Genomic DNA, 22,270 nt, shown 5'->3' with positions numbered 1-22,270 from the left:
CCTTCTGTCGAGGAGCGGGAGGGCGCGGCAGGAGAATCGCCGCCAGCCGTCCGGCGTCGGCCGTGGTGCGCCGTCGAGAGGACGATCGGGCTGATCCGCGGCTCCTGGAGAACGTCGCGGAGATGCGGCGCGTCAGCGGAACATACCGATCTCCGGCACCGCGCTCGGGTCCCGACGTCTTGTTTCGTCATCCCCCGTCGCGAACCCTCGGGCGGGATGCGCGCCGTGCTACTTTCGCCGGGCAGACGTCCTCGGGGGGAGGACGCAGCCGCTCCTCTCCTCCGTCGTCGTCGGCGTCCGGATGGCCTTCGCGCCCTCCGCTCCGCCAGGCGTCCTCCGTGGGACGCCGCCGTCAGCGGACCACCCCGACAGCGACGCGATCCGGCCCCGCCCGGACGCGCCCGAGCGCAGCAGGAGCACCACCCATGACGGCACAGATCATCGACGCGACCGATCTCGACGAGCTCCGGCGCATCGGGCAGGAGCTCCGCGAGGGCGCGACCGTCATCGCGCAGACCGACACCAACTACGGCGTGTTCGCCAGCCCCTTCTCGCGCAGCGCCTGCTCCCGCCTCTACGACATGAAGAAGCGCGACGGCGCGAAGCCGCTCACCCTCTTCGTGTCCGCGCCCCGCGACTGGGCGACCTGGGCCTTCGCCCCGGAGACGGCCGACATGGATGCTGTGGTCGCGGCCTTCTGGCCGGGGCCGCTCAATGTGATCCTGCGCAGGAAGCCCGTCGTCCCGGACTGGGTCACCTCGGGCCAGGACACGGTGTCGGTCGTGCACAACCTCAGCGCCCCGATCAACCTCCTCTCGATCTTCTCGGGGCTGCCCCTCGCCGCGACGTCGGCCAACATCAGCGGTACGGTGTCGACCGGCCTCGTCGACTTCGACCTCGCCGCGGAGCATCTCGGCGGCGACAGCGACTACCTCATCCGCAGCGCCACCGCGCCCGATTCGACGATGAGCAGCACGATCCTCTCCCTCGTCGGCGGGGCGTCGATCGTGCGCCAGGGCGATCTCGGCGCCGAGGCGCTCCGTGTCGTCGTGCCCTCCCTTGTCTGAGGGCGGGCGCGCGGACGTCGTGCGCGAAGGGAGTGCCGCGGCTCTGATCACGGTCTACCGGATCGTTTCGCGTGCCTACTTCCACCTGCCCGTGGTCGCGGTGTTCCTGCTGGCGCGCGGCTACCCGATCCTGGCCGTGGCACTGCTGCTCGCGCTCTACGGGGTCGTGGCGGCGCTCGCCGACGGCCCGCTCTCGCCGCTCACGCGCCGCCTGTCCTCGGCGGGCGCGCTCGTCGTCGGTGAGGGAGTGAAGGCGCTGGGCCTCGTGGTGATCGTGCTGGACGCCGATCCGGTGGCCGTCGTGATCAGCCAGCTGCTCGCCGGCGGCGGCTTCGCGCTGACGGCGGGGCGCGACGCAGCGCTGGCCTCCTCGCTGCGCGCGGGGGCCGATGCCCGCCGCCAGGAGACGGCGGTGCAGAGCGGGATGTTCCTCGCCTCCTTCGGGGCCGGAGTGATCGGAGCGGCCTCGCTCGCGCTGTGGGACCGGCTGCCGTTCCTCCTCAGCGCGCTGGTGTCGTGCGCCGCGCTGGCCGTGGTGCTCCTCGCACGCCTGCCGCTCGGTGCTGGAGCCTCCACGGGAACGCGGGCGCGCGCCGTGCGACCGGCCGTCCTGCCCGCGGCGGTGCGCTTCTGGTCCCTGTACTACTCCGTGAACCGCGCCGTCCTGCTCGCCGCCTACACCTTCGTGGTGCCGCTGCTGCTCTTCCAGGAGCTGCGGCTGTCGCTCCCCGCGTTCGGCCTGGTGCTGGGCCTCTACACGCTCGCCGGCCTCGCCGCCGCCCGGCTCTCACCGATCATCGCCGGCACGCCCCTGGTGTTCCAGCTGACGGCGCTCACTCAGGTGCTGGGCCTCGCCCTGACCACCCTCGGCGTCCTCGGGGCTGCGATCGCCGGCCTCGCCCTGCTCGGGATCGCGGGCGGCTTCGTGCGGCCCGCGACGATGATCGCCCTGGCGCCCGCGATGAACGGGCTGGAGGACGGCGCCCGGGTCGCGGTGATGCGCGGGCTGGAGCGCAACCAGGGGATCCTCCAGGCTGTCCTGCTCGTCGGCGCCGGGATCCTCGTCCCTCTCACGGGAGGGACCGCGCCGACCCTCGTCGTCCTCGTCGTCCTCGCGATCCTCGCGCAGACGATCGGGGCCGTCTCGATGCGACGACAGGAAAGGAGGGCCGTCCCCGCGGAAGCGGAGTGACCGAGGAAGACCGGGACGAGCCCGCCGGCGGCGTCCCTCATCCACGTGCAAGGAGTGAAGCAATGCAGCCCATCTACACGTTCTCCGATTCCGACAGGTCGACCCTCCAGCAGTCGCTGCTGGCGATCGCCATCGACCCCTACAAGGACTACAACCCCTTCCGCGACGCGATCGCCGCGCTGATCGACAGCGGTGACGTCCCGCAGGGCTTCGTCGACGCGCTCGCTCGCGTCCGGCGCGAGCGCGACGAGAAGATCAGCTACGCGCACCTGATCTCGAACAACCCGGTCGACGACGAGATCCCCTGGCTCGACCAGGACGATGCGCTCGAGGACAAGTACCGCAAGAAGCTGACCTTCGTCGGCGAGGGCCTGCTCGAGCTGCAGTCGCAGTACCTCGGCTCGCCGCTGCTGGCCTACGCCACCCGCAACAACGGCGACTTCTTCCAGGACGTCTACGCCGACAACCGCTTCTCGAACACGCAGACGCAGAAGACCGACGGCGAGCTCTACTGGCACAACGAGCGGACGGCGCACCCGGTGCGCGCCGACTTCATCTCGCTCCTGGGCCTGCGCACGCCCGAGACCGACCTCGTCTACACGAAGTACGTCGACGGCCGCGAGATCCTGCGCTTCATCTCGACCGAGAACCAGGCGCTCCTGCGCGAAGCGGTCTACATCACCCCGTTCGACGAGCTCTCGCGGGCGCAGAACAAGAACCAGATCGTGTCGGACCAGCACGCTCTGCTCGAGAACGAGCACAGCTTCCGCTACTACGACACCCGGACGGTGCCGGCCGATCCGGACGACCTGCCGCACCTGTGGGCGCTGTGGCAGTTCCGCGACGCGCTCTCGAAGGTCAGCGAGCAGTACCACCGCATCCGCGACGCGGACCTGCTGATCATCGCGAACCAGGACGGCCTGCACAGCCGCCAGCTCGTCGACGTCCAGGACCGCGAGAAGACCCGTTTCCGCTGGCTGCTGAAGACGTACTCGTTCCGCGACGCGGCGACGTCCGACCGGCACTCCGACTACTGGCTCGACGGCGTCCGCGGCCGAGTCACGGACTGAGACAAGAAAAGAGGAGAACGACATGACCGATCTGACGAGGAACACCCCTCCGCACCCGCTCGACTTCCTGCCCGCCGTGGCGCCGCTGGAGGTGTCCAGCGACGAGGTGGCCGACGGCGAGCGGCTCGCCGAGGCCCAGGGCAGCGGCGACACCAGTCCGTCCCTGCGCTGGAGCGCCGGCCCCGAAGGGACGCAGTCGTACGCCGTCACCGTCTTCGACCCCGATGCGCCGACCCTCGGCGGCATCCACCACTGGGTCCTGGTCGACATCCCGAAGGAGGTCACCGAGCTGTCCGCCGGCTCGACGGACGTGGGACGCCCGGCGCTCAACGACCTCGGGTCGCTCGCCTACGCCGGTGCGGCGCCGCCGCCCGGTGACCGCCCGCACCGGTACCTCTTCACGGTGCACGCGCTCGGAGTGCCGACGCTGCCGGTCGACGAGTCGACGCCGGCCTCGCTGGTCGGCTTCCACCTGACTGTCAACACGCTCGCGCGCGGCTCGCTCACGGCGCTCGCCTGAGTCTTCCCGTCGACGCACGAGAGGCGGGCGGGCGCGCACCGGGCCCCGGAGTCGATCCGGGAGCCCGGCGCGCGCCCGTCCGCGGCGTCGCACCCGGAGGGGAGGGGAGGCCATCCGCTAGGCTTCCGCTCGGCCGGGGCCCCCGCCCATGGCGTCTCTGGACACCACGAAAGGGAAAGAATGACCAGCACGACGGTGATCGAATGGCGCGAGCAGGCTCCTGAGGAGGCGGTGGACGCGCTGTCCGCTCCCGGTGGGCTGGTCGTCTGCGCGACCAAGGTCGGCTACATCCTGATGACGACCGACGGAGCGGGCCTCGAGCGCAAGTTCTCGGCCAAGCAGCGCAACCGCAACAAGCCCGGCGTCGTGCTCTGTTCCAGCATCGAGCAGCTGACCGAGCTCGCCGAGCTGAACGACGAGATCCTCGCCTTCTACCAGAAGCACTGGGACGAGGACATCCTCCTCGGCTGCATCCTCCCGTGGAAGGAGTCCGCGGTCGACATGATCGACGAGGACGCCCGTGAGCTGGTCCGCGACAAGCGCGGCACGAGCTGCTTCGTCATCCGCTTCGGCCGCCCCGCCGAGCAGCTGGTCACCCTGCTCTGGGAGCGCGACCGGACCCTCAGCTTCGCCAGCTCCGCCAACCCTTCGGGAGTGGGCAACCGTGGTCGGGTCGCCAACATCGGCGAGCGGATCGAGAACGAGGCCGACGTGATCGTCGCCGCCGACGGCTACGTGGCCTCCATCCAGCCCGGCAAGGACGAGGACTCGCGCCACGAGCAGGGCGTGATGGTGTCGCTCGTCGACGCCTCCGGAACCCTCATCCCCGAGCAGCGCGGCGAGCGCTCGATCACCCCGGGCCCCGTGCTCATCCGCCGCGGCCTCGACTACGAGCGCATCATGCTGAACCTGGCCGAGCACTTCAACTCCTGGGACTACCGCCAGGGCGAGTACTACTGATCGATCGTCGACCGGAATCCGGTTGTCATCGGGAACGGTGCGTACGCGGCCGTGGCGCCCGCTCATCGGTAGAAGTTCGCCGACGAGCCGACAACCCGTCGAGGATTCCGTGATCGAACCATCCGAGAACGCGGAGCCCCAGGTGCTGCGCGTTCTCGGGTGGGCCGCGGCCGTGTCCCTCCTCCCCGTCGGCGTGACGTCGGCGCTGGCGGGAGTCGGCGCGCTCGTGGCCCCCGACTTCGCCTCGCTCTTCCTCTTCTTCGCGGCGGTCGGGCTCATTCCTGGAGCGCTCGTCTTCGTCCTCCCGAGTGCGGCGCTGGGGCTTCGGCGATCGACGTCGACGCAGCCGCTCGCTCCGGCCCTCCTCCTGCTTCCGGCCTGGCTGGCGACTCTCCTCGTGGTGTCGCCTTCGATGGCGCTCGTGGTCGGTCTGTTCGATGGGCGGCTGAGCGCGAGCAGTGTCCTGCAGGCGGTCGCCCCGGGCCCGGCGGTCCTCGTCGCCGTCCTGCCGACGGTCTTCGATCTGGGCCTGTCGGTGCTGCTTCTCGCGCTCGGGCGACGGCGGCTCCACCGATCCGGTGAGCGCTGGCACGAAGAGCGGGCGCCCGGGTGGGACGAGTGATCCTGGGCGAGTCCCGCCGTCAGAGCTCCAGCACGTCTCCCGGCTCGAGGGCGTGGTACTCGCCGCCGCCTTCGCGGACGGCCCAGGCCAGCCGGTCGTGGCTGAGCGAGCGCCCGGCCTCCGAGAGCACCTGCTCGTGGGTCGCGAAGGCGTGGCGCGGAGCGAGCTCGAGCACGTAATCCATCACCTCGGCGATCTTCATCCACGGTGCACCCGCGGGCGCCGCGAGGACCTCGATGTCGACGCCCTCCGGCACCGTGAACGAGTCGCCGGCGTAGTAGACGCGGCCGTTCACCAGGACGCCCACGTTGTCGATCACGGGGATGCTGCGGTGGATCACCGCGTGACGGGAGCCGAAGAAGCGCAGCTCGAACGGGCCGACCGTCACGACGTCGCCGTCGGCGACCGTCTCGACGTCGAAGCGCTCGGCCGCGGCGGCGACCCCGGCCGGGCCGAGGATCCGGAGCGACGGAGCCGCGTCGCGCAGGCGCCGCAGCTGCTCCGGAGTCCAGTGGTCGGCGTGCTCGTGCGTGATCACCACGGCGACGGTCCCGGCCGTCCCCTCGACGGGTCGCGTGAAGGAGCCGGGGTCGACGACGAGCCGGGCGCCGCCCTCCTCGATCAGGACGGTCGCGTGCTCGAGTTTCGTCAGTCTCATGGAACGAGCCAAGCGCGTCGACGGGCATGGAGCAAGGGCCGTGGGTCGCGGGGACCCCGATGCGGCCCCGCTCGATTTGCACCGACGCGGAGGCATATGCCACACTCTTCGAGTTGCAAAAACGCGGCCCCATCGTTTAGCGGCCTAGGACGTCGCCCTCTCACGGCGGTAACGCGGGTTCAAATCCCGCTGGGGTCACCACGGCAACACGAGAAGAACCCCCGGTCATACCCGGGGGTTCTTCTCGTTTAACGCTGCGGCCGGGCGGCGTCGCTCGGAGTCGGTCCTCCCGCGTGCACGCTCCGCCGCGCCTCGTGTCGGCGATAGGATCGCATCCGCGCACGGAGGTACCGCGCGGTCCCGCCGGTGCATCGGCGCCGGGAGTCGCGAGCCGGCCCGGGTGCCTGCCGTGACTCGAGAGCCGATCCCCGGAACGGTCCGCCGGCTCCCTCCCGCATCCTCGAAAGGCTCCCATGCTCGATCTGCCCGTCTGGTTCGTGATCGGCTCGTTCGTCGTGCTGAGCCTGGTCCTCGCCGCCGACCTGCTCCTGGTCTACAAGCGCCCGCACGTGCCGAGTCTGAAGGAGTCGGGCCTCTGGGTCGGCTTCTACGTCGCGCTGGCACTGGTGTTCGCCCTGCTGATGCTGATCCTGGGCGGCGGGGAGCTCGCGGGCCAGTTCGTCGCGGGCTGGCTGACCGAGTACAGCCTCTCGGTCGACAACCTGTTCGTGTTCGTCATCATCATGGGCCGCTTCGCGGTGCCGGCGAAGCTGCAGCAGGAGGTGCTGATGGTGGGCATCATCATCGCGCTGATCTTCCGCGGTGTGTTCATCCTGCTAGGTGCTCAGCTCATCGAGAGCTTCAGCTGGATCTTCTACCTCTTCGGCGCGTTCCTGGTCTACACGGCCTGGAACCAGGCGTTCGGCAAGGAGGACGAGGACGGCGGCACCGACAACCTGCTGATCCGCCTCCTGCGCCGCCGAGTCAGGATCGCGGACTCGTTCGACGGCTCGAAGATCCGCACGACGATCGACGGCACCCGCTACTTCACGCCGATGCTCATCGTGTTCCTGGCCATCGGCTCCACCGACCTGCTCTTCGCGCTCGACTCGATCCCGGCCATCTTCGGCATCACCGAGAGCCCGTTCATCGTCTTCACCGCGAACATCTTCGCCCTGATGGGGCTGCGCCAGCTCTACTTCCTCCTCGGCGGTCTGATCGACAAGCTGGAGTACCTCAAGTACGGCATCGCGTTCATCCTCGCGTTCATCGGGGTGAAGCTCGTGCTGCACGCCCTGCATGAGAACGACCTGCCGTTCCTCAACGGCGGTGAGCCGGTCCCGGTCTGGGACATCGACACGATCACCTCGCTGGTCGTCATCGTCCTCAGCATGACTGTCGCGACCCTGGCGAGCCTCGCGAAGATGCGGCGCGAGCACCGGCACATCGAGCTGCACGACGGGCACCCGGAGGTCGTCTCCGACGACGCGCGGGCCGCCTCCGAGGAGAAGTGAGCCGCCGATGAGTACGACCGTCCTCGATCTGCCCCAGGGTGTGCTGCGCCTCTCCGTGAGCAGCAGCACCGATGTCGGATCCGTCCGCCGCGTCAACGAGGACGCCCTGCTCGCGGAGGACGTCCTCCTCGCCGTCGCCGACGGCATGGGTGGGCACGCCCGGGGCGACCTGGCCAGCGCCGCCGCCGTCGACGCTCTGCGCGCCCACCGCTCCGCAGGCATCGGCCCGGTCGACGCCGTGTTCGAGCTCGTCGAATCCGCGAACTCGGCGGTCCGTGGACTCGATGTCGGCGGCGCGCTCTGCGGAACCACCCTCACCGGGTTGACGCTGGTCCGCCCCGATCCGCGCGGACCGGTGCGCTGGGCACTGTTCAACGTGGGCGACTCCCGAGTCTACCGCTGGGACGGGGCTGGGCTGGAGCAGCTCACCGTCGACCACTCCGCCGTCCAGGAGCTGGTCTCGGCGGGACTCCTCAGCAGGGAGTCCGCGGAGTCGCATCCCGACCGCAACATCGTGACCCGTGCCCTCGGCGCCGACGACGAGGTCGAGACCGACGTGTGGACGCTGCCCGTCGTTCCGCGCGCCAGCTACCTGCTCTGCTCCGACGGTCTCACCAAGGAGCTCTCGGACGAGCGGATCGCCGGGTTCTTCGCGCGCCGCGACGCCGGAGAGGTCGAGGCGGCCGATCTGGCATCTGTGCTCGTGCGCGCCGCGGTCGACGCGGGAGGACGCGACAACGTGAGTGTCGTCATCGCCGACGCGGTCCTCGAGCCGCGCGCCTGACGCGGGCGACTCCGCGCCGCCCCGCCCGTGGTCGGGCGGTGACGCGGTGCTATTCTCGGTCCATGCTGAGCGGGCTGAACCTCCTTCCGTGCCGCGACGAGACCTCGATCTGACCGGCCTCTCTCGTCGCGGTGCCTCGCCTGGCCGAGCAGCGACTCCCGAGGAGGAGAAGGAACCGTCATGACCGACAGCTCGAACGGCGCCGCCGAGACCGATCCGGGCTCCGGCGCCCCCGCGCAGCGACCTCGCACTCTGGCCGAGAAGGTCTGGGACGACCATGTCGTGGTCAAGGGCGAGGGTGGGGCACCCGATCTGATCTACATCGACCTGCACCTCCTGCACGAGGTGACGAGCCCCCAGCCGTTCGACGGGCTGCGCGCCGCGGGTCGTCCGCTCCGCCGCCCCGATCTCACGATCGCCACGGAGGACCACAACACCCCGACGCTCGAGATCGGCCGCCCGATCCAGGACCCCATCAGTCGCACGCAGATCGAGGCCCTGCGCCGCAACGCCGCCGAATTCGGTGTGCGCCTGCACTCGCTCGGCGACGTCGAGCAGGGCATCGTCCACGTCGTCGGACCGCAGCTGGGCCTGACGATGCCCGGAGTCACGGTGGTCTGCGGCGACTCGCACACCTCGACGCACGGAGCGTTCGGCGCGATCGCCTTCGGCATCGGCACCAGCGAGGTCGAGCACGTGATGGCGACGCAGACCCTCCCGTTGAAGCCCTTCAAGACGATGGCGATCACGGTCGAGGGAACGCTGAAGGAGGGCGTCACGGCGAAGGACATCATCCTCGCCGTCATCGCCCGGATCGGCACCGGGGGCGGGCAGGGCTACATCCTCGAGTACCGCGGCTCGGCGATCCGCGCGCTCTCAATGGAGGGTCGGATGACGATCTGCAACATGTCCATCGAGGCCGGTGCCCGCGCCGGCATGGTCGCTCCCGACGAGACCACCTTCTCCTACCTCAAGGGCCGTCCGCACGCTCCGGCCGGCGACGACTGGGACGCGGCCCTCCAGTACTGGCGGACGCTGCCGACCGATGAGGGCGCCGTCTTCGACGCCGAGGTCGTCATCGACGCCGACGATCTCGAGCCCTTCGTCACGTGGGGGACCAACCCCGGCCAGGGCGTCTCGCTCTCGCAGGCCGTCCCGGATCCCGGCTCGCTGCTCGACCCCAACGAGCGCGCGAGCGCGCTCCGAGCCCTGGAGTACATGGACCTCTCGCCGGGCACGCCGATGAAGGAGATCCCGGTCGACGTGGTCTTCATGGGTTCGTGCACCAACTCCCGGATCGAGGATCTACGGGCCTTCGCGGCGATCATCGAGGGGCGCACCAAGGCACCCGGTGTCCGCGTGATGGTCGTCCCCGGATCTGCGCGCGTGCGGCTCGAGGCCGAGGCAGAGGGTCTCGACAGGATCGTCACCGCGTTCGGCGCGGAGTGGCGCTTCGCCGGCTGCTCGATGTGCCTGGGGATGAACACCGACCAGCTCGTCGAGGGCGAGCGCGTCGCGTCGACGTCGAACCGCAACTTCGAGGGCAGGCAGGGCAAGGGCGCGAAGACCCACCTCGTCTCGCCGCTGGTCGCCGCGGCGACGGCCGTGCGCGGCACCCTCTCCAGCCCCTCCGATCTGGAGCCCTCCCGCGAACCGGTGGGGGTCTGACCGTGCAGAAGTTCGAGACCGTCACCGCGCTCGCGGCACCGCTGAAGCGCAGCAACGTCGACACCGACCAGATCCTCCCCGGCGTCTACCTCCGCCGCATCACGAAGACCGGCTTCGAGGACGCCCTCTTCCACGGCTGGCGCCAGGAGGAGGACTTCGTCCTCAACCAGGAGCGCTATCGCGGTGCGGGGATCCTCGTGGCCGGCGCGGACTTCGGCATCGGCTCAAGCCGCGAGCACGCGGTCTGGGCACTGCGCGACTTCGGGTTCCGCGTCGTGATCTCGCCGCGCTTCGGCGACATCTTCCGCGGCAACGCCGGGAAGCAGGGTCTGCTCGCCGCCGTTGTCGCAGAGGCCGACGTGGAGCGCCTGTGGGAGATCATCGAGCGCACCCCGGGAATAGAACCGACGGTGGATCTGGTTGCGCGTACGGTCACAGCCGGTGGCGAGACCTTCCCCTTCGAGATCGACGACTACACTCGATGGCGCCTGATCGAAGGCCTGGACGACATCGGCCTGACACTGCGCGATGAAGCGCGCATATCCGAATTCGAGACCCGTCGCGAGAGCTGGCGGCCCAAGACATTGCCGGTGACATAGCGTGAACACACTTCTTCAGGACGCCAAGGCGGCAGGAGCCCGCATGGGGATGACCACCGAGCGGATCACGATCAACGGCGGCCGTCCGCTGAAGGGTCGGATCGAGCTCAAGGGGGCGAAGAACCTCGTCACCAAGGCGATGGTCGCGGCGCTCCTGGGTGAGGGCGCCTCCACCCTGCGCGATGTCCCCGACATTAGCGACGTCCGCGTCGTGAAGGGGCTCCTCGAGGTCCACGGCGTCAAGGTGAAGCAGGGCGCCGAGGTGGGCGAGCTGATCCTCGACCCCTCCAACGTGGAGTCGGCGCACTTCGCGGACATCGACGCGCACGCCGGCTCGAGCCGCATCCCGATCCTGTTCTGCGGCCCTCTGCTGCACCGCCTGGGTGAGGCGTTCATCCCGGATCTCGGCGGCTGCCGGATCGGTGACCGTCCGATCGACTACCACCTCGAGGTCCTGCGCAACTTCGGCGCCGTCGTCGAGAAGCTCCCCTCCGGCATCCGGATGTCGGCCCCCGAGGGGCTGCACGGAGCCAAGGTGTCGCTGCCGTACCCGAGCGTCGGAGCGACCGAGCAGGTCCTGCTCACCGCGGTCCGCGCCTCCGGCATCACCGAGCTCTCGGGAGCGGCGATCGAGCCCGAGATCATGGATCTCATCAACATCCTGCAGAAGATGGGCGCCATCATCTCGGTCGACACCGACCGGGTCATCCGGATCGAGGGAGTGGATCGTCTCACCGGCTACACCCACCGCGCTCTCTTCGACCGCAACGAGGCCGCTTCCTGGGCCGCAGCGGCGCTGGCCACCGACGGCGACATCTTCGTGGGCGGCGCCCGCCAGCAGGAGATGACGACGTTCCTCAACGTCTTCCGCAAGGTCGGCGGTGCGTTCGAGATCGCCGAGGACGGCATCCGCTTCTACCACCCCGGCGGCGAACTCAAGCCGGTCATCATCGAGACCGACGTCCACCCCGGCTTCATGACCGACTGGCAGCAGCCGCTCGTCGTCGCCCTCACCCGCGCGAAGGGCGTCTCGATCGTGCACGAGACCGTGTACGAGCAGCGCTTCGGATTCGTCGATGCGCTCGTCGAGATGGGCGCCACCATCCAGATCCACCGCGAGTGCCTCGGCGGGCAGGCCTGCCGCTTCGGTCAGCGCAACTTCATGCACTCGGCCGTCATCTCAGGGCCGTCGAAGCTGCACGGGGCCGACATCGTCGTGCCCGACCTCCGCGGCGGCTTCTCGCACCTGATCGCGGCGCTCTCCGCGGAGGGCACGTCCACGGTCTCCAACGTCGGCATCATCAGCCGCGGCTACGAGGACTTCCTCACGAAGCTGGAGCTGCTCGGCGCTGACTTCTCGCTCGACGCCTGAGCGAGGGGTCCCTCGCCGGCCCCGGGCGTGGGGGACGGGCGACGCGACCGGGGGTGCGAGGATGGGCGGGTGTCTGAACGAAGCCGTCCGTCCATCTTCTGGTTCCTCGCGGCGGTGGTGATCCCCGTGATGACCGCCTCGGTCGACCTCCGCATCCGCGACGGTCACAAGGTGCCGAGCACCGGCGCGTTCGTGTTCGCGCCCAACCACTACAGCGAGATCGATCCGATCATCACCGGCTGGACGCTCTGGCGCTCTGGCCGGGCGCCGCGGTTCCTCGCCAAAGCCTCGCTGTTCCGGGTCCCCGTCCTGGGAGCGATCCTGCGCGGATCCGGCCAGATCCCCGTCGAGCGCTCCGGCTCCGTCCGCGGCAGCGAGCCGCTGAAATCGGCGAAGGAGCTGGTCGACCAGGGCGGCTCGGTCATCATCTACCCCGAAGGCACCCTCACCCGTGATCCCGAGCTGTGGCCCATGCGCGGCAAGACCGGTGCCGTCCGGATGGCGCTGCAGTACGGACTCCCGGTCGTCCCTGTGGCGCACTGGGGCACGCAGCAGCTCATGGGGCGCTACTCCAAGCGGATCACGCTGTTCCGCCGCAAGCGCGTCGACGTACTGGTCGGCGACCCCGTCGATCTCTCCGCCTTCCGCGGGCGCAGCCTCGACTCCGCGACCCTCAACGAGGCCTCTGCGGTCGTGATGGCGGCCATCACCGGTCTACTCGAGGAATTGCGTGGCGAGAGAGCGCCCGAGAAGCGCTGGAATCCGGCCGACCACGACCAGAAGGGCACGGGACGCTTTGAGCAGTAGAAGCCAGAGGACGCCGATCCCGGTCCCTCGCCGCGTCGCCGTCCTAGGAGCGGGGAGCTGGGGGACGACGTTCGCCAAGATCCTCGCCGACGGCGGCTCCGAGGTGGTGATGTGGGCCCGCCGGGCCGAGCTCGCGCGCGAGATCACCGAGGCCAAGCGCAACAGCGACTACCTCCCCGGCATCAACCTGCCGCGCAGCATCCGAGCGACCCCCCGCATCGAGGAGGCGCTCGAGGGCGCGGACCACGTCTACCTGTCGATCCCGTCGCAGTCGCTCCGCGGCAACCTCGAGGCGATCACGCCATTCCTCACCGAGCGGACCGTGCTGGTGAGCCTGATGAAGGGCGTCGAGAAGGGCACCGGGCAGCGGATGAGCGAGGTGATCGCGCAGATGCTGCCGATCTCGCCCGATCGCATCGCCGTCGCCTCCGGACCCAACCTCGCCCTCGAGATCGCGAAGGAGCAGCCGACCGCGGCGGTCATCGCCTCCGAGAGCCTCGTCACGGCGCAGGAGGTGGCCCTCGCCGCCACCAACCGCTACTTCCGCTCGTACGTGAACACCGATGTGATCGGCACCGAGTTCGGCGGAGTGCTGAAGAACCTGATCGCGGTCGCGATCGGCATCGTCGACGGCGTGGGCTACGGCGAGAACACGAAGGCCTCGATCATCACGCGAGGCCTCGCCGAGATGACCGACTTCGCGGTCGCGTACGGCGGACGGCCCGAGACGATGGCCGGGCTCGCCGGGCTCGGCGACCTGATCGCCACGTCCAGCTCCTCGCTCTCGCGCAACAACACGGCGGGGCGCCTGCTCGGCCAGGGCTACAGCTTCAGCGACGTGGTCGCGTCGATGCAGCAGACGGCCGAGGGGCTCGCCTCGGTCGCGCCCGTCCTCGAGCTGGCACGCGCCCGGAGCGTCGACATGCCCATCGTCGAGCAGGTGTCGCAGGTGCTCGCCGGTACGCTCGATCCGAAGGACATCGCGCCGCACCTGACCACGGATTCGGACGAGCCACAGGGTGAGAGGAACCTCGATGACCAGCAAGCTCGCAGTGGCCGTTCTGTTCGGGGGGCGCTCCAGCGAGCACTCGATCAGCTGCGCAACCGCGGCGGGGGTACTGCGCGCGATCGACCGTGACCGCTTCGAGGTGATCCCCATCGGGATCACCCCCGACGGCGCGTTCGTGCTCGAGGAGGACCGCCCGGAGAAGTTCGCTCTCGATGCGGCGGCGCTTCCCCGCATCGACGACAACGGCACCCGGGTGCACTGGCCGGAGTCGGCGCTCTCGCGCGAGCTGACAGTGACGGCGTCCGGCGGCTCGACGCGCTCGCTCGGCGAGGTGGACGTCGTGCTGCCTATCCTGCACGGACCGTGGGGCGAGGACGGCACGGTGCAGGGGATGCTCGAGCTCGTCGGTCTGCCCTACGTCGGCTCCGGGGTCCTCGCCTCGGCGCTCGGGATGGACAAGCACTTCACCAAGACCGTGCTGCAGGCTGCCGGCCTCGCGGTCGCTCCCTGGTACACGGTCACCGAGGCCGAATGGCGCGCCGACCCGGGCGACGCCTCCGCCGCGCTCGACGAGCTCGGGCTCCCGGCGTTCGTGAAGCCCGCCCGAGCCGGGTCGAGCGTGGGCGTCAGCCGCATCGACGAGCGCGCGCAGCTCGAGGCCGCGCTGGAGGAGGCGTTCGCGCACGACTCGCGCGTGCTCATCGAATCGGGGATCGTCGGCCGCGAGGTCGAGATCGGGGTGCTCGGCGGACGCGGCGGCGGCCCGGCGCGCGCCTCCGTCGCGGGCGAGGTCGTCGTGTCGGGCCGCGGCTTCTACGACTTCGAGGCCAAGTACCTCGGCGCCGCAGGGATCGAGCTCGTCTGCCCCGCCGACCTCGCCGACGACGAGCTCGCCGAGATGCGCGCGCTCGCCGTGCGCGCGTTCGACGCCATCGGCGCCGAGGGACTCGCGCGCGTCGACTTCTTCCTGACGGCCGGCGGCTTCGTCGTCAACGAGATCAACACCATGCCCGGTTTCACACCGATCTCGATGTTCCCGCGGATGTGGGCCGCGAGCGGCGTCGGTTACCCCGACCTGATCGGCGAGCTGATCGATCTCGCTCTCGAGCGCGTCCCGGTCGCCGTTCGATGACGGGGGCGCTCGCGCTGCGGATCGTCAGCGGCGGCGCCGCGCCGTTCGAGCAGATCCGCGAGCAGATCACCGCTCGGATCGCTGCGGGGGAGCTGCCCGTGGGCACACGTCTGCCGACGGTGCGCTCGCTGGCCGGGACGCTCGGACTCGCTCCGGGGACCGTCGCCCGTGCCTACCGCGAGCTGGAAGCGGCGGGAGTCGTGGAGACGCGCGGTCGCGCGGGCACCGTGGTCGCCGGGGGCGTCGACGCCCTGGAGCGCGAACTCCAGCTGGCGGCGGCCGCCTACGTCGCGCGAGCCCGCTCGCTCGGGGCGACCGACGGGCATGCGCGGACCGTCGTCGTCGCAGCTCTCGACGGGTGACGATGCAGGAGGGTCAGCCGGAGGGAGTCCCTGAAGGGTCGAGAGTGTCGGAATCCGACACGTTCGTGCACTTCCGTGTCTGCGGGAGGGACGAGACGGCGCTCGCGAGGTCGAGCACGGCGGATGAGCCGGACGCGCGGCTCTGATCGACGGTGATCTGCACGGCGGGATCACGCCCGTAGGTGGTCAAGGTGTAGATGTCCTCGTCCTTCCGTGTCTCGTCGATGATCCAGTCGACTCCGCTGACGGAGACGCACAGGTCTGTCGTCGGCGCCGGCACCTCGACTCCGCAGTGCAGGATCACCGCCGCGGGTGTGCCCCAGGCGGCGGTGCCCTGCGCGTTCGTCTCGCGCTCGGGCTGTTCGGCCACCACGTCGGGCAGCCTGGCCGAGACCGCAGCGCAGCCTGTGCTCGTGGCGTCGGCCGCGGGCTCGAGGGCGACCGTCGCTGCGCAGCCGGAGAGCAGAAGGAGTGCGGAGGCGGCGACGAGGGGGGTGCGGAGGCGGCGGGGGAGCATCGCGGTCAACGCTAGCGTGTGAACCATGGCAGCGGATCGGAGTCCCACCCTCGCCGAGCTGAGCGAGAGCGAGGTGCTCACGCGTGTCCTGGCGCGGCTCGACGGCGGGGGAGCGGGCGGCGTCGAGACCCTGGTCGGTCCAGGCGACGACAGTGCGGTGCTGCGTGCTCCGGACGGCCGCTTCGTCGTCACGACCGACATGATGGTGCACGGCCCCGACTTCCGGCTCGCCTGGTCGAGCCCCTCGGATCTCGGCTGGAAGGCAGCCGCCTCCAATCTCGCCGACGTCGCCGCGATGGGCGCCAGGCCGACCGGCCTCGTCGTCGCGCTGGCCGCACCGCAGTCGCTCGGTGTCGAGGTGCTGGAGGGGATCGCCTCCGGTCTCGCCGCGGGCTGCGCCGCCATGGCGCCGGGCTGCGGGGTCGTCGGGGGCGACCTCTCCGCCTCCGCGACGTTGACGCTCTCGATCACGGCGTTCGGCTCGCTCGACGGGCGTGAGCCAGTGCTGCGCAGCGGTGCGCGCCCGGGCGACGTGCTGGCCACGGCGGGGCCGCTCGGCCGGGCCGGGCTCGGGTTGCGGTTGCTGTTCGAGCGGGCGCGGGAGGAGGGTGAGCCGTCGGCCGCCCTCGCCGTGCGCCTCCGCGAGCGGCACCCGTCACTGCTCGACGCGCAGCTGCGGCCGACGCCTCCGATCCTCGCGGGGACCGCTGCGGGCGGCCTGGCCACCGCGATGATGGACGTGTCGGACGGGGTCGTGCTCGACTCCCGCCGACTGGCCCGGGCGAGCGGCGTCGTCGTCGACCTGGATGCGGAGGCCGTCGATCGGCATGCCCGCGAGCTGCTGGGGGTCGAGGGCGTCGATCTCGCTCTCGCGCGGGCGATGGTCCTCGGCGGGGGAGAGGACCACGCGATGCTGGCCTGCTTCGCCCCCAGCGCCCCGCTGCCCGCCGGATTCACGGCTCTCGGGGTCGTGCGCGAGGGTGCGCCGGACGTGCGGCTGGGCGGTGCGCCGTTGACGGAGGACGGTGGATGGGACCCCTACCGGGGCTGGGACGGCTCGGCGGGTTGACGCCGTGACGGAGCCTGCGGGAGGCCGCCCGACGAGGCGTTTTCTCTCGCTGACCGAGAGGACGTTCCGGCCGTCGGCGCTCTCAGGAGTCGGAGACGGCCGCTGCGGGCGACGCCCACCAGATCGAGGTCTCGCCGTAGTCCTTGCGTCGCTCGCGCTCGAGGCCCGCCGGCCATCGCGGCTCCGGGCTGCGCGCGCTGCGCTCGACCACGACGACCGCGTCCTCGCGCAGCAGCGGGAGGACTCCGGCGAGATCGGCGGCCAGCTCGTCCTCGCCGAGGTCGTAGGGCGGGTCGAGGAACACCGCGTCGGCGTTCAGCGCGGGCGAGGAGCCGAGGAAGGACCGCACGGAGGCGGTGACCACCTCGATCCGCGGAGCGGGCGCCCCGTTCTTGGCCGCCGCAGTGAGGATCGCGCGGACGTTCTCGCCCGCGGTCCTGGCGGCCTTCGGATCACGCTCGACGAGGATCACCGAGCTCGCCCCGCGACTGGCCGACTCGAGGCCGAGCGCGCCGGACCCGGCGTACAGGTCGACGACGGTCGCCTCCTCGAGGGCAGCGCGCGCCTCGAGGGCTGAGAAGACGGCCTCGCGGACCCGGTCGCTGGTCGGACGGGTGCCCGCGTGCGGAACCCGGAGGGTGAGCGAGCCGGCGAAACCGGCGATGATCCTGGTCACCGGACCGAGCATAGGCTGACCGCTGAGCGAGCCGCGGGTCGGCCCCCCTGACGGGATGCCGCGTGAACTCGAGAACCCTGGGTCCTTTTCCGGCTGGGACTGCGAGAATCCGTAGCTATGACGTCGCTCGAAGACACCCGCTCCGCTGTCGGCCGACGAGCGGTGCCCGGGACACCCCTCACGCGCGAGGAGTTCACCGCCCACTCCGGCGCCGTCCTCGGCAACCTCACCCGCGTGATCGACGGCAAGTCGGCCGAGGTCTCGATGGCGGTGACGGTGTTCCTGGCCGGTGGCCACCTCCTGATGGAGGACGTCCCCGGCACGGGGAAGACGGTGCTGGCGAAGTCGCTGGCCGCGTCCGTGGGCGGCAGCGTGGCGCGCATCCAGTTCACCCCCGACCTGCTGCCCTCCGACGTGACCGGCGTCTCGGTCTACAACCAGGCCACCCGCGACTTCGAGTTCAAGCCGGGGCCGGTGTTCGCCAACATCCTGATCGGCGACGAGATCAACCGCGCCTCGCCCAAGACGCAGTCGGCGCTGCTGGAGTGCATGGAGGAGCGCCAGGTCTCGGTCGACGGCGTCACCCACCTCCTCCCGCAGCCCTTCGCCGTGATCGCAACGCAGAACCCTGTCGAGATGGAGGGCACCTACAGCCTCCCCGAGGCGCAGCGCGATCGTTTCATGGCGCGTCTCTCGCTCGGATACCCCGACGAGAGGGCCGAGCTCGAGATGATCCGCACCCGCGACGCGGCCAGCCCGCTCGAGGAGCTGCGCCCCGTCGTGGGCCTGGTCGAGCTCGAGCGGATGATGGCGTTCGTGCGCTCCGTGTACGTCGCACCGGCCGTGCAGGAGTACGTGGTCGCGATCATGCAGGCCACTCGGATCGATCCGGAGCTGCGTCTGGGCGGCAGCCCGCGCGCGACCCTCCAGTTGATCGCTGCGGCCAAGGCCCTCGCGGCGATCAACGACCGCGACTTCGTCGTCCCGGACGACGTGGACGCGCTCGCCGTCCCGGTCCTCGGGCACCGCCTCCTGCCCGCCACGCGCCTGCCCGGCCGTGCGGGCGCCGGAGCGTCGCACTCGGTGACCGAGATCGTCCAGCGGATCGTCGCGTCCACTCCCATCCCCTTCAGCGGCCGTGGCGACTGAGCGCCGCGCCGCTGAGGCTCCCTCGGCTCGGCTCGGCGGACTGCCCGCGCTCGCCGGCCTCGCTCTGACCCTGCGCGGCTGGGTGCTGGTGCTCCTCGGTGTCGCGGCCGTCGTGATCGCGCCCGTCGCAGAGTTCAGAGAGCTGCTGTTCCTCGGTCTCGTGCTGCTCGGGCTGCCGCTGGGCGCCCTCGTCTCCCTCGTCGTGGCGACCCCGTCCGTGCGGGTGCAGCGGCGCTTCGCTCCGCAGAACGTGGCCGCAGGAGACGTCGTCGAGGTCGACGTGCTGCTCGAGAACCGCGGTCGAGCTCTGCGTGGCGGTGCCAGAGCCCAGGACCGCCTCGAGCGTGTCGAGCGCGGAGCCGTCGTCGGCCGTCCGGTCGCCGAGGGAGCCTTCGCGCTCCCCGCGGTGCCGGCCCACGGCCGGGTGAGCGCGCGCTACCGCCTGCCGGCCGACCGTCGTGGCATCCACCGCATCGGTCCGCTCCGTCTCGTCCGCGGCGATGGCCTCGGGCTGGCCCTGCGCGAGAGCGTCGTGGGCGCCGCTCAGCCGTTCGTCGTCACTCCCCGGGCCGTGCCGTTGCAGAGCGACGTGCTCGACGCGCACGGTGCCGGTGGGTCGAGCCCGGTCGCCCACGCGACGGCCGGAGCCGGAACCGACGACGTGATTCCGCGCGACTATCGCCCGGGCGACGCGATGCGGCGGGTGCACTGGCGCGCCAGCGCACGCTCTGGCGAGCTCAAGGTCCGCCAGGACGAGCAGAGCACCGATCCGCACGCCTGGGTCCTGCTCGAAACGCGTGCCGAGCGGATGGTCGGGCGCCGCGACGAGGAGCGGCTCGAGTGGGCCGTGTCGATGACCGCCTCGCTCGCCGTGCACCTGCTCGAGCGCGGCTTCGAGACCCACCTCGTCGAGACGGGCGCGAGCGACGAGCAGGAGCACTCCGAGGACGAGCGCGAGGTGGCGCACGACGTCCTGCTGCGCCTCGCCGAGCTCGCGCCCTCGCAGGAGTCGGTGGAGGCAGTGCCGCGGATCGCGGCCGAGATGCGCGACACAGGAGGAGCGCGACCCGTCTTCGCTGTGCTCTCGCGCCTGCACGAGGACGATCTCGACGCGCTCGCCTCGCTCGCCGCCCACGCCCGGCCGGCGATCGCGTTCGTGGTCGGCGGAACGGCGGAGGAGGAGTCGGCTCTGGCATCGCTCGGCTGGTACCCCGTCGCTGTGGCGGTCACCTCCTCCGTCGAGGAGGCGTGGGCCCAGGCACTCGCCCTGCGGGTCGTCGCGTGAGCCGGCGCAGCGAGCGCGATCCCCGCTCCGGAGCCCTCCTGCTCAGTGCGATGCTGGGTCTCGCGATCGTGGCCGCCGCCGCAGGCACAGGCCGCCTGCTCGTCGGAGTCGGCTGGCTGGTGCAGCTCGCCGTCGCCGTCTCGGTCGTGCTCGTCGTCCCGGCCATCGCGCGGGCGTTCCGGGTGCATCCTGTCCTCCCGCCGGTCCTCGGCACACTGGCTGCTGGGGGAGTGCTGACGGCGATGTTCGCGCCGACGCAGGCACTGCTGTTCGTCGTGCCGACCCCCGCGGCTGTGGCGCAGGCGAGGGCGCTCGCCGAGGGCGGCTTCACCTCGATCGCCCAGCAGGGCCTGCCGGCCGTCGCCGACGAGGGCATCTCGTTCCTCCTGATCGGCGGCGTCGTGGTGGTGACCTGGGCGGCCGACCTCTTTGCGTTCTCGGTGCGCCTTCCCGCGCTCGCCGGACTCTTCCCTGCTGCGCTGCTCGCGGTCCCGGCGATCATCGACCCGTCCGACGTCTCGTGGCCGAGCCTGATCGTCACCGCACTCGCGTACGCCGGCGTCCTCGCGGTCAGCGCGGCACCGTCGGCACGGGCCGGGAGGCGGGCCTGGGCCGCCACGGCGCTGCCCTCGCTCGCGACCGTCACGGTCGTCGTGGTCGGCGCAGGACTGCTCGCGGGCTCGGCGACCGGCTACACCCGCACGACCGCGGCCTCCGGGGTCTCGGGCGCGCTGTTCAACGGCTCGATCGACCCGGTCGTGGCCCTGGGCAACGATCTGCGGAGGCCCAATCCGGTGACGGTGCTGCGCTACTCGACCGACTCCGAGCTGCCGGTCTACCTGCGGGTGCTCACGGTCTCGGACTTCGACGGCGACGACTGGGCGCCGAGCGAGACCGAGGAGACGGCCGCCATCGACACGCCGATCGCGCCGGAGGGCCTCTCTGCGGGCGTTCCGAGGGACGCGGAGGAGGTGGAGGTCTCGATCGAGACCCTGCGGAGCCAGTGGCTCCCCGTCCCCTACCCCGTCGCCTCGCTCAGCGGAGTCGGCGACGGATGGCTGCAGGACGTGCAGGACGGCTCGATCCGCGGCGATGCGACCACCCGCGCCGGCGACGACTACGAGGTGGAGGCACTGCGCCTCGCTCCCGATCCCCGGCAGCTGCTCGACGCCCCCGCCCCGCAGGGCCAGGACCGCTACCTCGCGCTGCCGGACGATGTGCCCGAGGTCGTCCGCTCGACGGCACTCGAGGTGACCGCCGAGGCGACCACCGGGTACGACCGTGCCCGGGCGCTGCAGACGTACTTCCGCTCGTCCGCCTTCCGCTATTCGGAGCAGACGCCCGCAGAGGAGGGCTACGACGGCGACGGTGTCGGCGTGCTCGCGGCGTTCCTCGAGACCCGCGAGGGCTACTGCGTGCACTTCGCTTCGGCGATGGCGGTGATGGCGCGCGAGCTGGGCATCCCGTCGAGGCTGGCCATCGGTTACCAGCCTGGCTCGGTGGTGCCCTCCGCGGGCAGCGAACTCACCGCCTACCGCGTGCTCTCCTCCGATCTGCACGCGTGGCCCGAGCTCTATTTCGAGGGCGTCGGTTGGCTGCCCTTCGAGCCCACGCCGAGCCGGGGAGCTCCCGCGTCGTACACGCTGCCGAGCGCGACCGCGTCGACGGGGCCGAACGTCCCCGGCTCGGCGGCGGGCTCGGCTCCCGACGCATCGAGCGCCCCCGAGGCCGCCCCGACTCCGACCGCTGCCTCACCGACTCCGACGGCCGGCGCCGTTGGCGCGACGGGGAGCGCCACCGCCTCGCCCGCGACGCTGTGGCTGCTCCTGCTCCTTCTGCTCCTCGTGCCGTGGCTTCTGCGTGTGGTCAGGCTCCGCCTGCGCCGGAGTGCTGCTCGGCGCGGTTCGATCGAAGCGGCCTGGGCCGAGCTCACGGCCAGCGCCCGCGACCTCGGCATCCCCGTGGAGACGGGCGAGTCGCCGCGCGCGCAGGAGGCGCGAATCGGTGCCGGACTCGACGCCCCGGCGCGCGCGAGCCTCCGCGGTCTGCGGGAGCAGCTCGAGCGGCGCCGGTACGCGCCGGTCTCGGCCGATGCCCAGGCGTGGGCGGAGGTCGTGGTCGTGGTAGCCGCCCTCCGCGCCTCGGTCGGGCCGGGGCGCCGGCTGCTCGCCACTGTGGCTCCGCGGTCGGCGCTGGACCCCGGAGCCCGGCTCGCGCGTCCGAGGTCCGACCTATGAT

General features: G+C 71.1%; 22 protein-coding genes and 1 tRNA gene. 20 read left to right on the top strand and 3 right to left on the bottom strand.

Annotated features, from left to right (window positions below):
• The first annotated feature begins 425 nt into the window (after positions 1-425).
• The 6 genes from GSU10_RS09195 (at position 426) to GSU10_RS09170 (ending at position 5,431) form a co-directional block, all read left to right on the top strand.
• A complete protein-coding gene (locus tag GSU10_RS09195; protein WP_068210041.1) occupies positions 426-1,067 on the top strand; it encodes an L-threonylcarbamoyladenylate synthase in 642 nt (213 codons plus the stop codon).
• Between the two features lie 19 nt (positions 1,068-1,086).
• Entirely contained in the window at positions 1,087-2,259 is a 1,173-nt protein-coding gene (locus tag GSU10_RS09190) for an MFS transporter (RefSeq protein WP_068210042.1), read from the top strand.
• 62 nt (positions 2,260-2,321) lie between these two features.
• Positions 2,322-3,329, top strand: a complete 1,008-nt coding sequence (locus tag GSU10_RS09185) for a Fe(II)-2OG oxygenase family protein (RefSeq protein ID WP_068210045.1) — start codon at positions 2,322-2,324, stop codon at positions 3,327-3,329.
• A 22-nt stretch (positions 3,330-3,351) separates the two neighbouring features.
• Entirely contained in the window at positions 3,352-3,849 is a 498-nt protein-coding gene (locus GSU10_RS09180) for a YbhB/YbcL family Raf kinase inhibitor-like protein (RefSeq protein ID WP_068210049.1), read from the top strand.
• Between the two features lie 180 nt (positions 3,850-4,029).
• A complete protein-coding gene (locus tag GSU10_RS09175) occupies positions 4,030-4,809 on the top strand; it encodes an L-threonylcarbamoyladenylate synthase (protein ID WP_068210051.1) in 780 nt (259 codons plus the stop codon).
• Positions 4,810-4,918: 109 nt separating this feature from the next.
• On the top strand, positions 4,919-5,431 hold the full coding sequence (locus GSU10_RS09170; RefSeq protein WP_068210054.1) for a hypothetical protein: 513 nt from the start codon (positions 4,919-4,921) through the stop codon (positions 5,429-5,431).
• Positions 5,432-5,450: 19 nt separating this feature from the next.
• Here the strand turns inward: GSU10_RS09170 and GSU10_RS09165 are convergent, their stop codons facing one another.
• Positions 5,451-6,089 (bottom strand): MBL fold metallo-hydrolase, encoded by a 639-nt coding sequence (locus GSU10_RS09165; protein ID WP_068210059.1) that lies wholly within the window; start codon positions 6,087-6,089, stop codon positions 5,451-5,453.
• A 125-nt stretch (positions 6,090-6,214) separates the two neighbouring features.
• Between GSU10_RS09165 and GSU10_RS09160 the strand changes: the two genes are divergently transcribed.
• From GSU10_RS09160 to GSU10_RS09115, 10 genes are all read left to right on the top strand, one after another.
• Positions 6,215-6,290: transfer RNA gene (locus GSU10_RS09160), tRNA-Glu, on the top strand.
• 272 nt (positions 6,291-6,562) lie between these two features.
• Positions 6,563-7,603, top strand: coding sequence for a TerC family protein (locus tag GSU10_RS09155; protein ID WP_132504138.1), 1,041 nt, complete (start codon positions 6,563-6,565; stop codon positions 7,601-7,603).
• Positions 7,604-7,610: 7 nt separating this feature from the next.
• A complete protein-coding gene (locus GSU10_RS09150) occupies positions 7,611-8,387 on the top strand; it encodes a PP2C family protein-serine/threonine phosphatase (RefSeq protein WP_068210062.1) in 777 nt (258 codons plus the stop codon).
• A gap of 180 nt (positions 8,388-8,567) precedes the next feature.
• Positions 8,568-10,055 carry a 3-isopropylmalate dehydratase large subunit gene (leuC, locus tag GSU10_RS09145; RefSeq protein WP_132504140.1) on the top strand — a complete coding sequence of 496 codons (1,488 nt, stop codon included), beginning with the start codon at positions 8,568-8,570 and terminating at the stop codon, positions 10,053-10,055.
• Between the two features lie 2 nt (positions 10,056-10,057).
• Positions 10,058-10,654 (top strand): 3-isopropylmalate dehydratase small subunit, encoded by a 597-nt coding sequence (gene leuD / locus GSU10_RS09140; RefSeq protein ID WP_068210064.1) that lies wholly within the window; start codon positions 10,058-10,060, stop codon positions 10,652-10,654.
• Between the two features lie 43 nt (positions 10,655-10,697).
• A complete protein-coding gene (gene murA / locus GSU10_RS09135) occupies positions 10,698-12,026 on the top strand; it encodes a UDP-N-acetylglucosamine 1-carboxyvinyltransferase (RefSeq protein WP_068210067.1) in 1,329 nt (442 codons plus the stop codon).
• A gap of 69 nt (positions 12,027-12,095) precedes the next feature.
• Positions 12,096-12,833 (top strand): lysophospholipid acyltransferase family protein, encoded by a 738-nt coding sequence (locus GSU10_RS09130; protein ID WP_236713579.1) that lies wholly within the window; start codon positions 12,096-12,098, stop codon positions 12,831-12,833.
• Complete coding sequence (locus GSU10_RS09125; protein ID WP_068210074.1) at positions 12,823-13,971, top strand: NAD(P)H-dependent glycerol-3-phosphate dehydrogenase; 1,149 nt, start codon at positions 12,823-12,825, stop codon at positions 13,969-13,971. Before GSU10_RS09130 ends, GSU10_RS09125 begins: the two co-directional genes overlap by 11 nt.
• Positions 13,868-14,974 (top strand): D-alanine--D-alanine ligase family protein, encoded by a 1,107-nt coding sequence (locus GSU10_RS09120; protein ID WP_068210077.1) that lies wholly within the window; start codon positions 13,868-13,870, stop codon positions 14,972-14,974. Before GSU10_RS09125 ends, GSU10_RS09120 begins: the two co-directional genes overlap by 104 nt.
• Positions 14,971-15,336 carry a GntR family transcriptional regulator gene (locus GSU10_RS09115; RefSeq protein WP_068210080.1) on the top strand — a complete coding sequence of 122 codons (366 nt, stop codon included), beginning with the start codon at positions 14,971-14,973 and terminating at the stop codon, positions 15,334-15,336. The genes GSU10_RS09120 and GSU10_RS09115 overlap by 4 nt, the downstream gene beginning before the upstream one ends.
• 13 nt (positions 15,337-15,349) lie before the next feature.
• On the opposite strand, the gene GSU10_RS09110 is transcribed toward GSU10_RS09115, so the two are convergent.
• On the bottom strand, positions 15,350-15,880 hold the full coding sequence (locus GSU10_RS09110; RefSeq protein ID WP_236713580.1) for a DUF3515 domain-containing protein: 531 nt from the start codon (positions 15,878-15,880) through the stop codon (positions 15,350-15,352).
• Between GSU10_RS09110 and thiL the strand changes: the two genes are divergently transcribed.
• Positions 15,879-16,922 (top strand): thiamine-phosphate kinase, encoded by a 1,044-nt coding sequence (gene thiL / locus GSU10_RS09105; RefSeq protein ID WP_132504142.1) that lies wholly within the window; start codon positions 15,879-15,881, stop codon positions 16,920-16,922. The genes GSU10_RS09110 and thiL overlap by 2 nt on opposite strands.
• Before the next feature lie 82 nt (positions 16,923-17,004).
• On the opposite strand, the gene GSU10_RS09100 is transcribed toward thiL, so the two are convergent.
• The gene (locus GSU10_RS09100; RefSeq protein ID WP_068212284.1) at positions 17,005-17,598 is read right to left on the bottom strand and encodes an RsmD family RNA methyltransferase; all 594 of its coding nucleotides are present in this window, start codon (positions 17,596-17,598) and stop codon (positions 17,005-17,007) included.
• Between the two features lie 117 nt (positions 17,599-17,715).
• Here GSU10_RS09100 and GSU10_RS09095 point away from each other — a divergent pair, with 117 nt between their 5' ends.
• The 3 genes from GSU10_RS09095 to GSU10_RS09085 are packed head-to-tail and all read left to right on the top strand — an operon-like array spanning position 17,716 to position 22,269.
• Positions 17,716-18,747, top strand: a complete 1,032-nt coding sequence (locus tag GSU10_RS09095) for an AAA family ATPase (RefSeq protein WP_082845228.1) — start codon at positions 17,716-17,718, stop codon at positions 18,745-18,747.
• Complete coding sequence (locus tag GSU10_RS09090) at positions 18,737-20,032, top strand: DUF58 domain-containing protein (protein ID WP_068212275.1); 1,296 nt, start codon at positions 18,737-18,739, stop codon at positions 20,030-20,032. Before GSU10_RS09095 ends, GSU10_RS09090 begins: the two co-directional genes overlap by 11 nt.
• Positions 20,029-22,269, top strand: a complete 2,241-nt coding sequence (locus tag GSU10_RS09085; RefSeq protein WP_132504144.1) for a transglutaminase TgpA family protein — start codon at positions 20,029-20,031, stop codon at positions 22,267-22,269. The genes GSU10_RS09090 and GSU10_RS09085 overlap by 4 nt, the downstream gene beginning before the upstream one ends.
• The last annotated feature ends 1 nt before the right edge of the window (position 22,270 follow it).

This window comes from Rathayibacter tanaceti (genome assembly GCF_009834165.1).
Lineage (GTDB): Bacteria > Actinomycetota > Actinomycetes > Actinomycetales > Microbacteriaceae > Rathayibacter > Rathayibacter tanaceti.
Note: the sequence above shows the minus strand (reverse complement) of the source record. Positions and strands in the feature narration are given on the sequence as shown.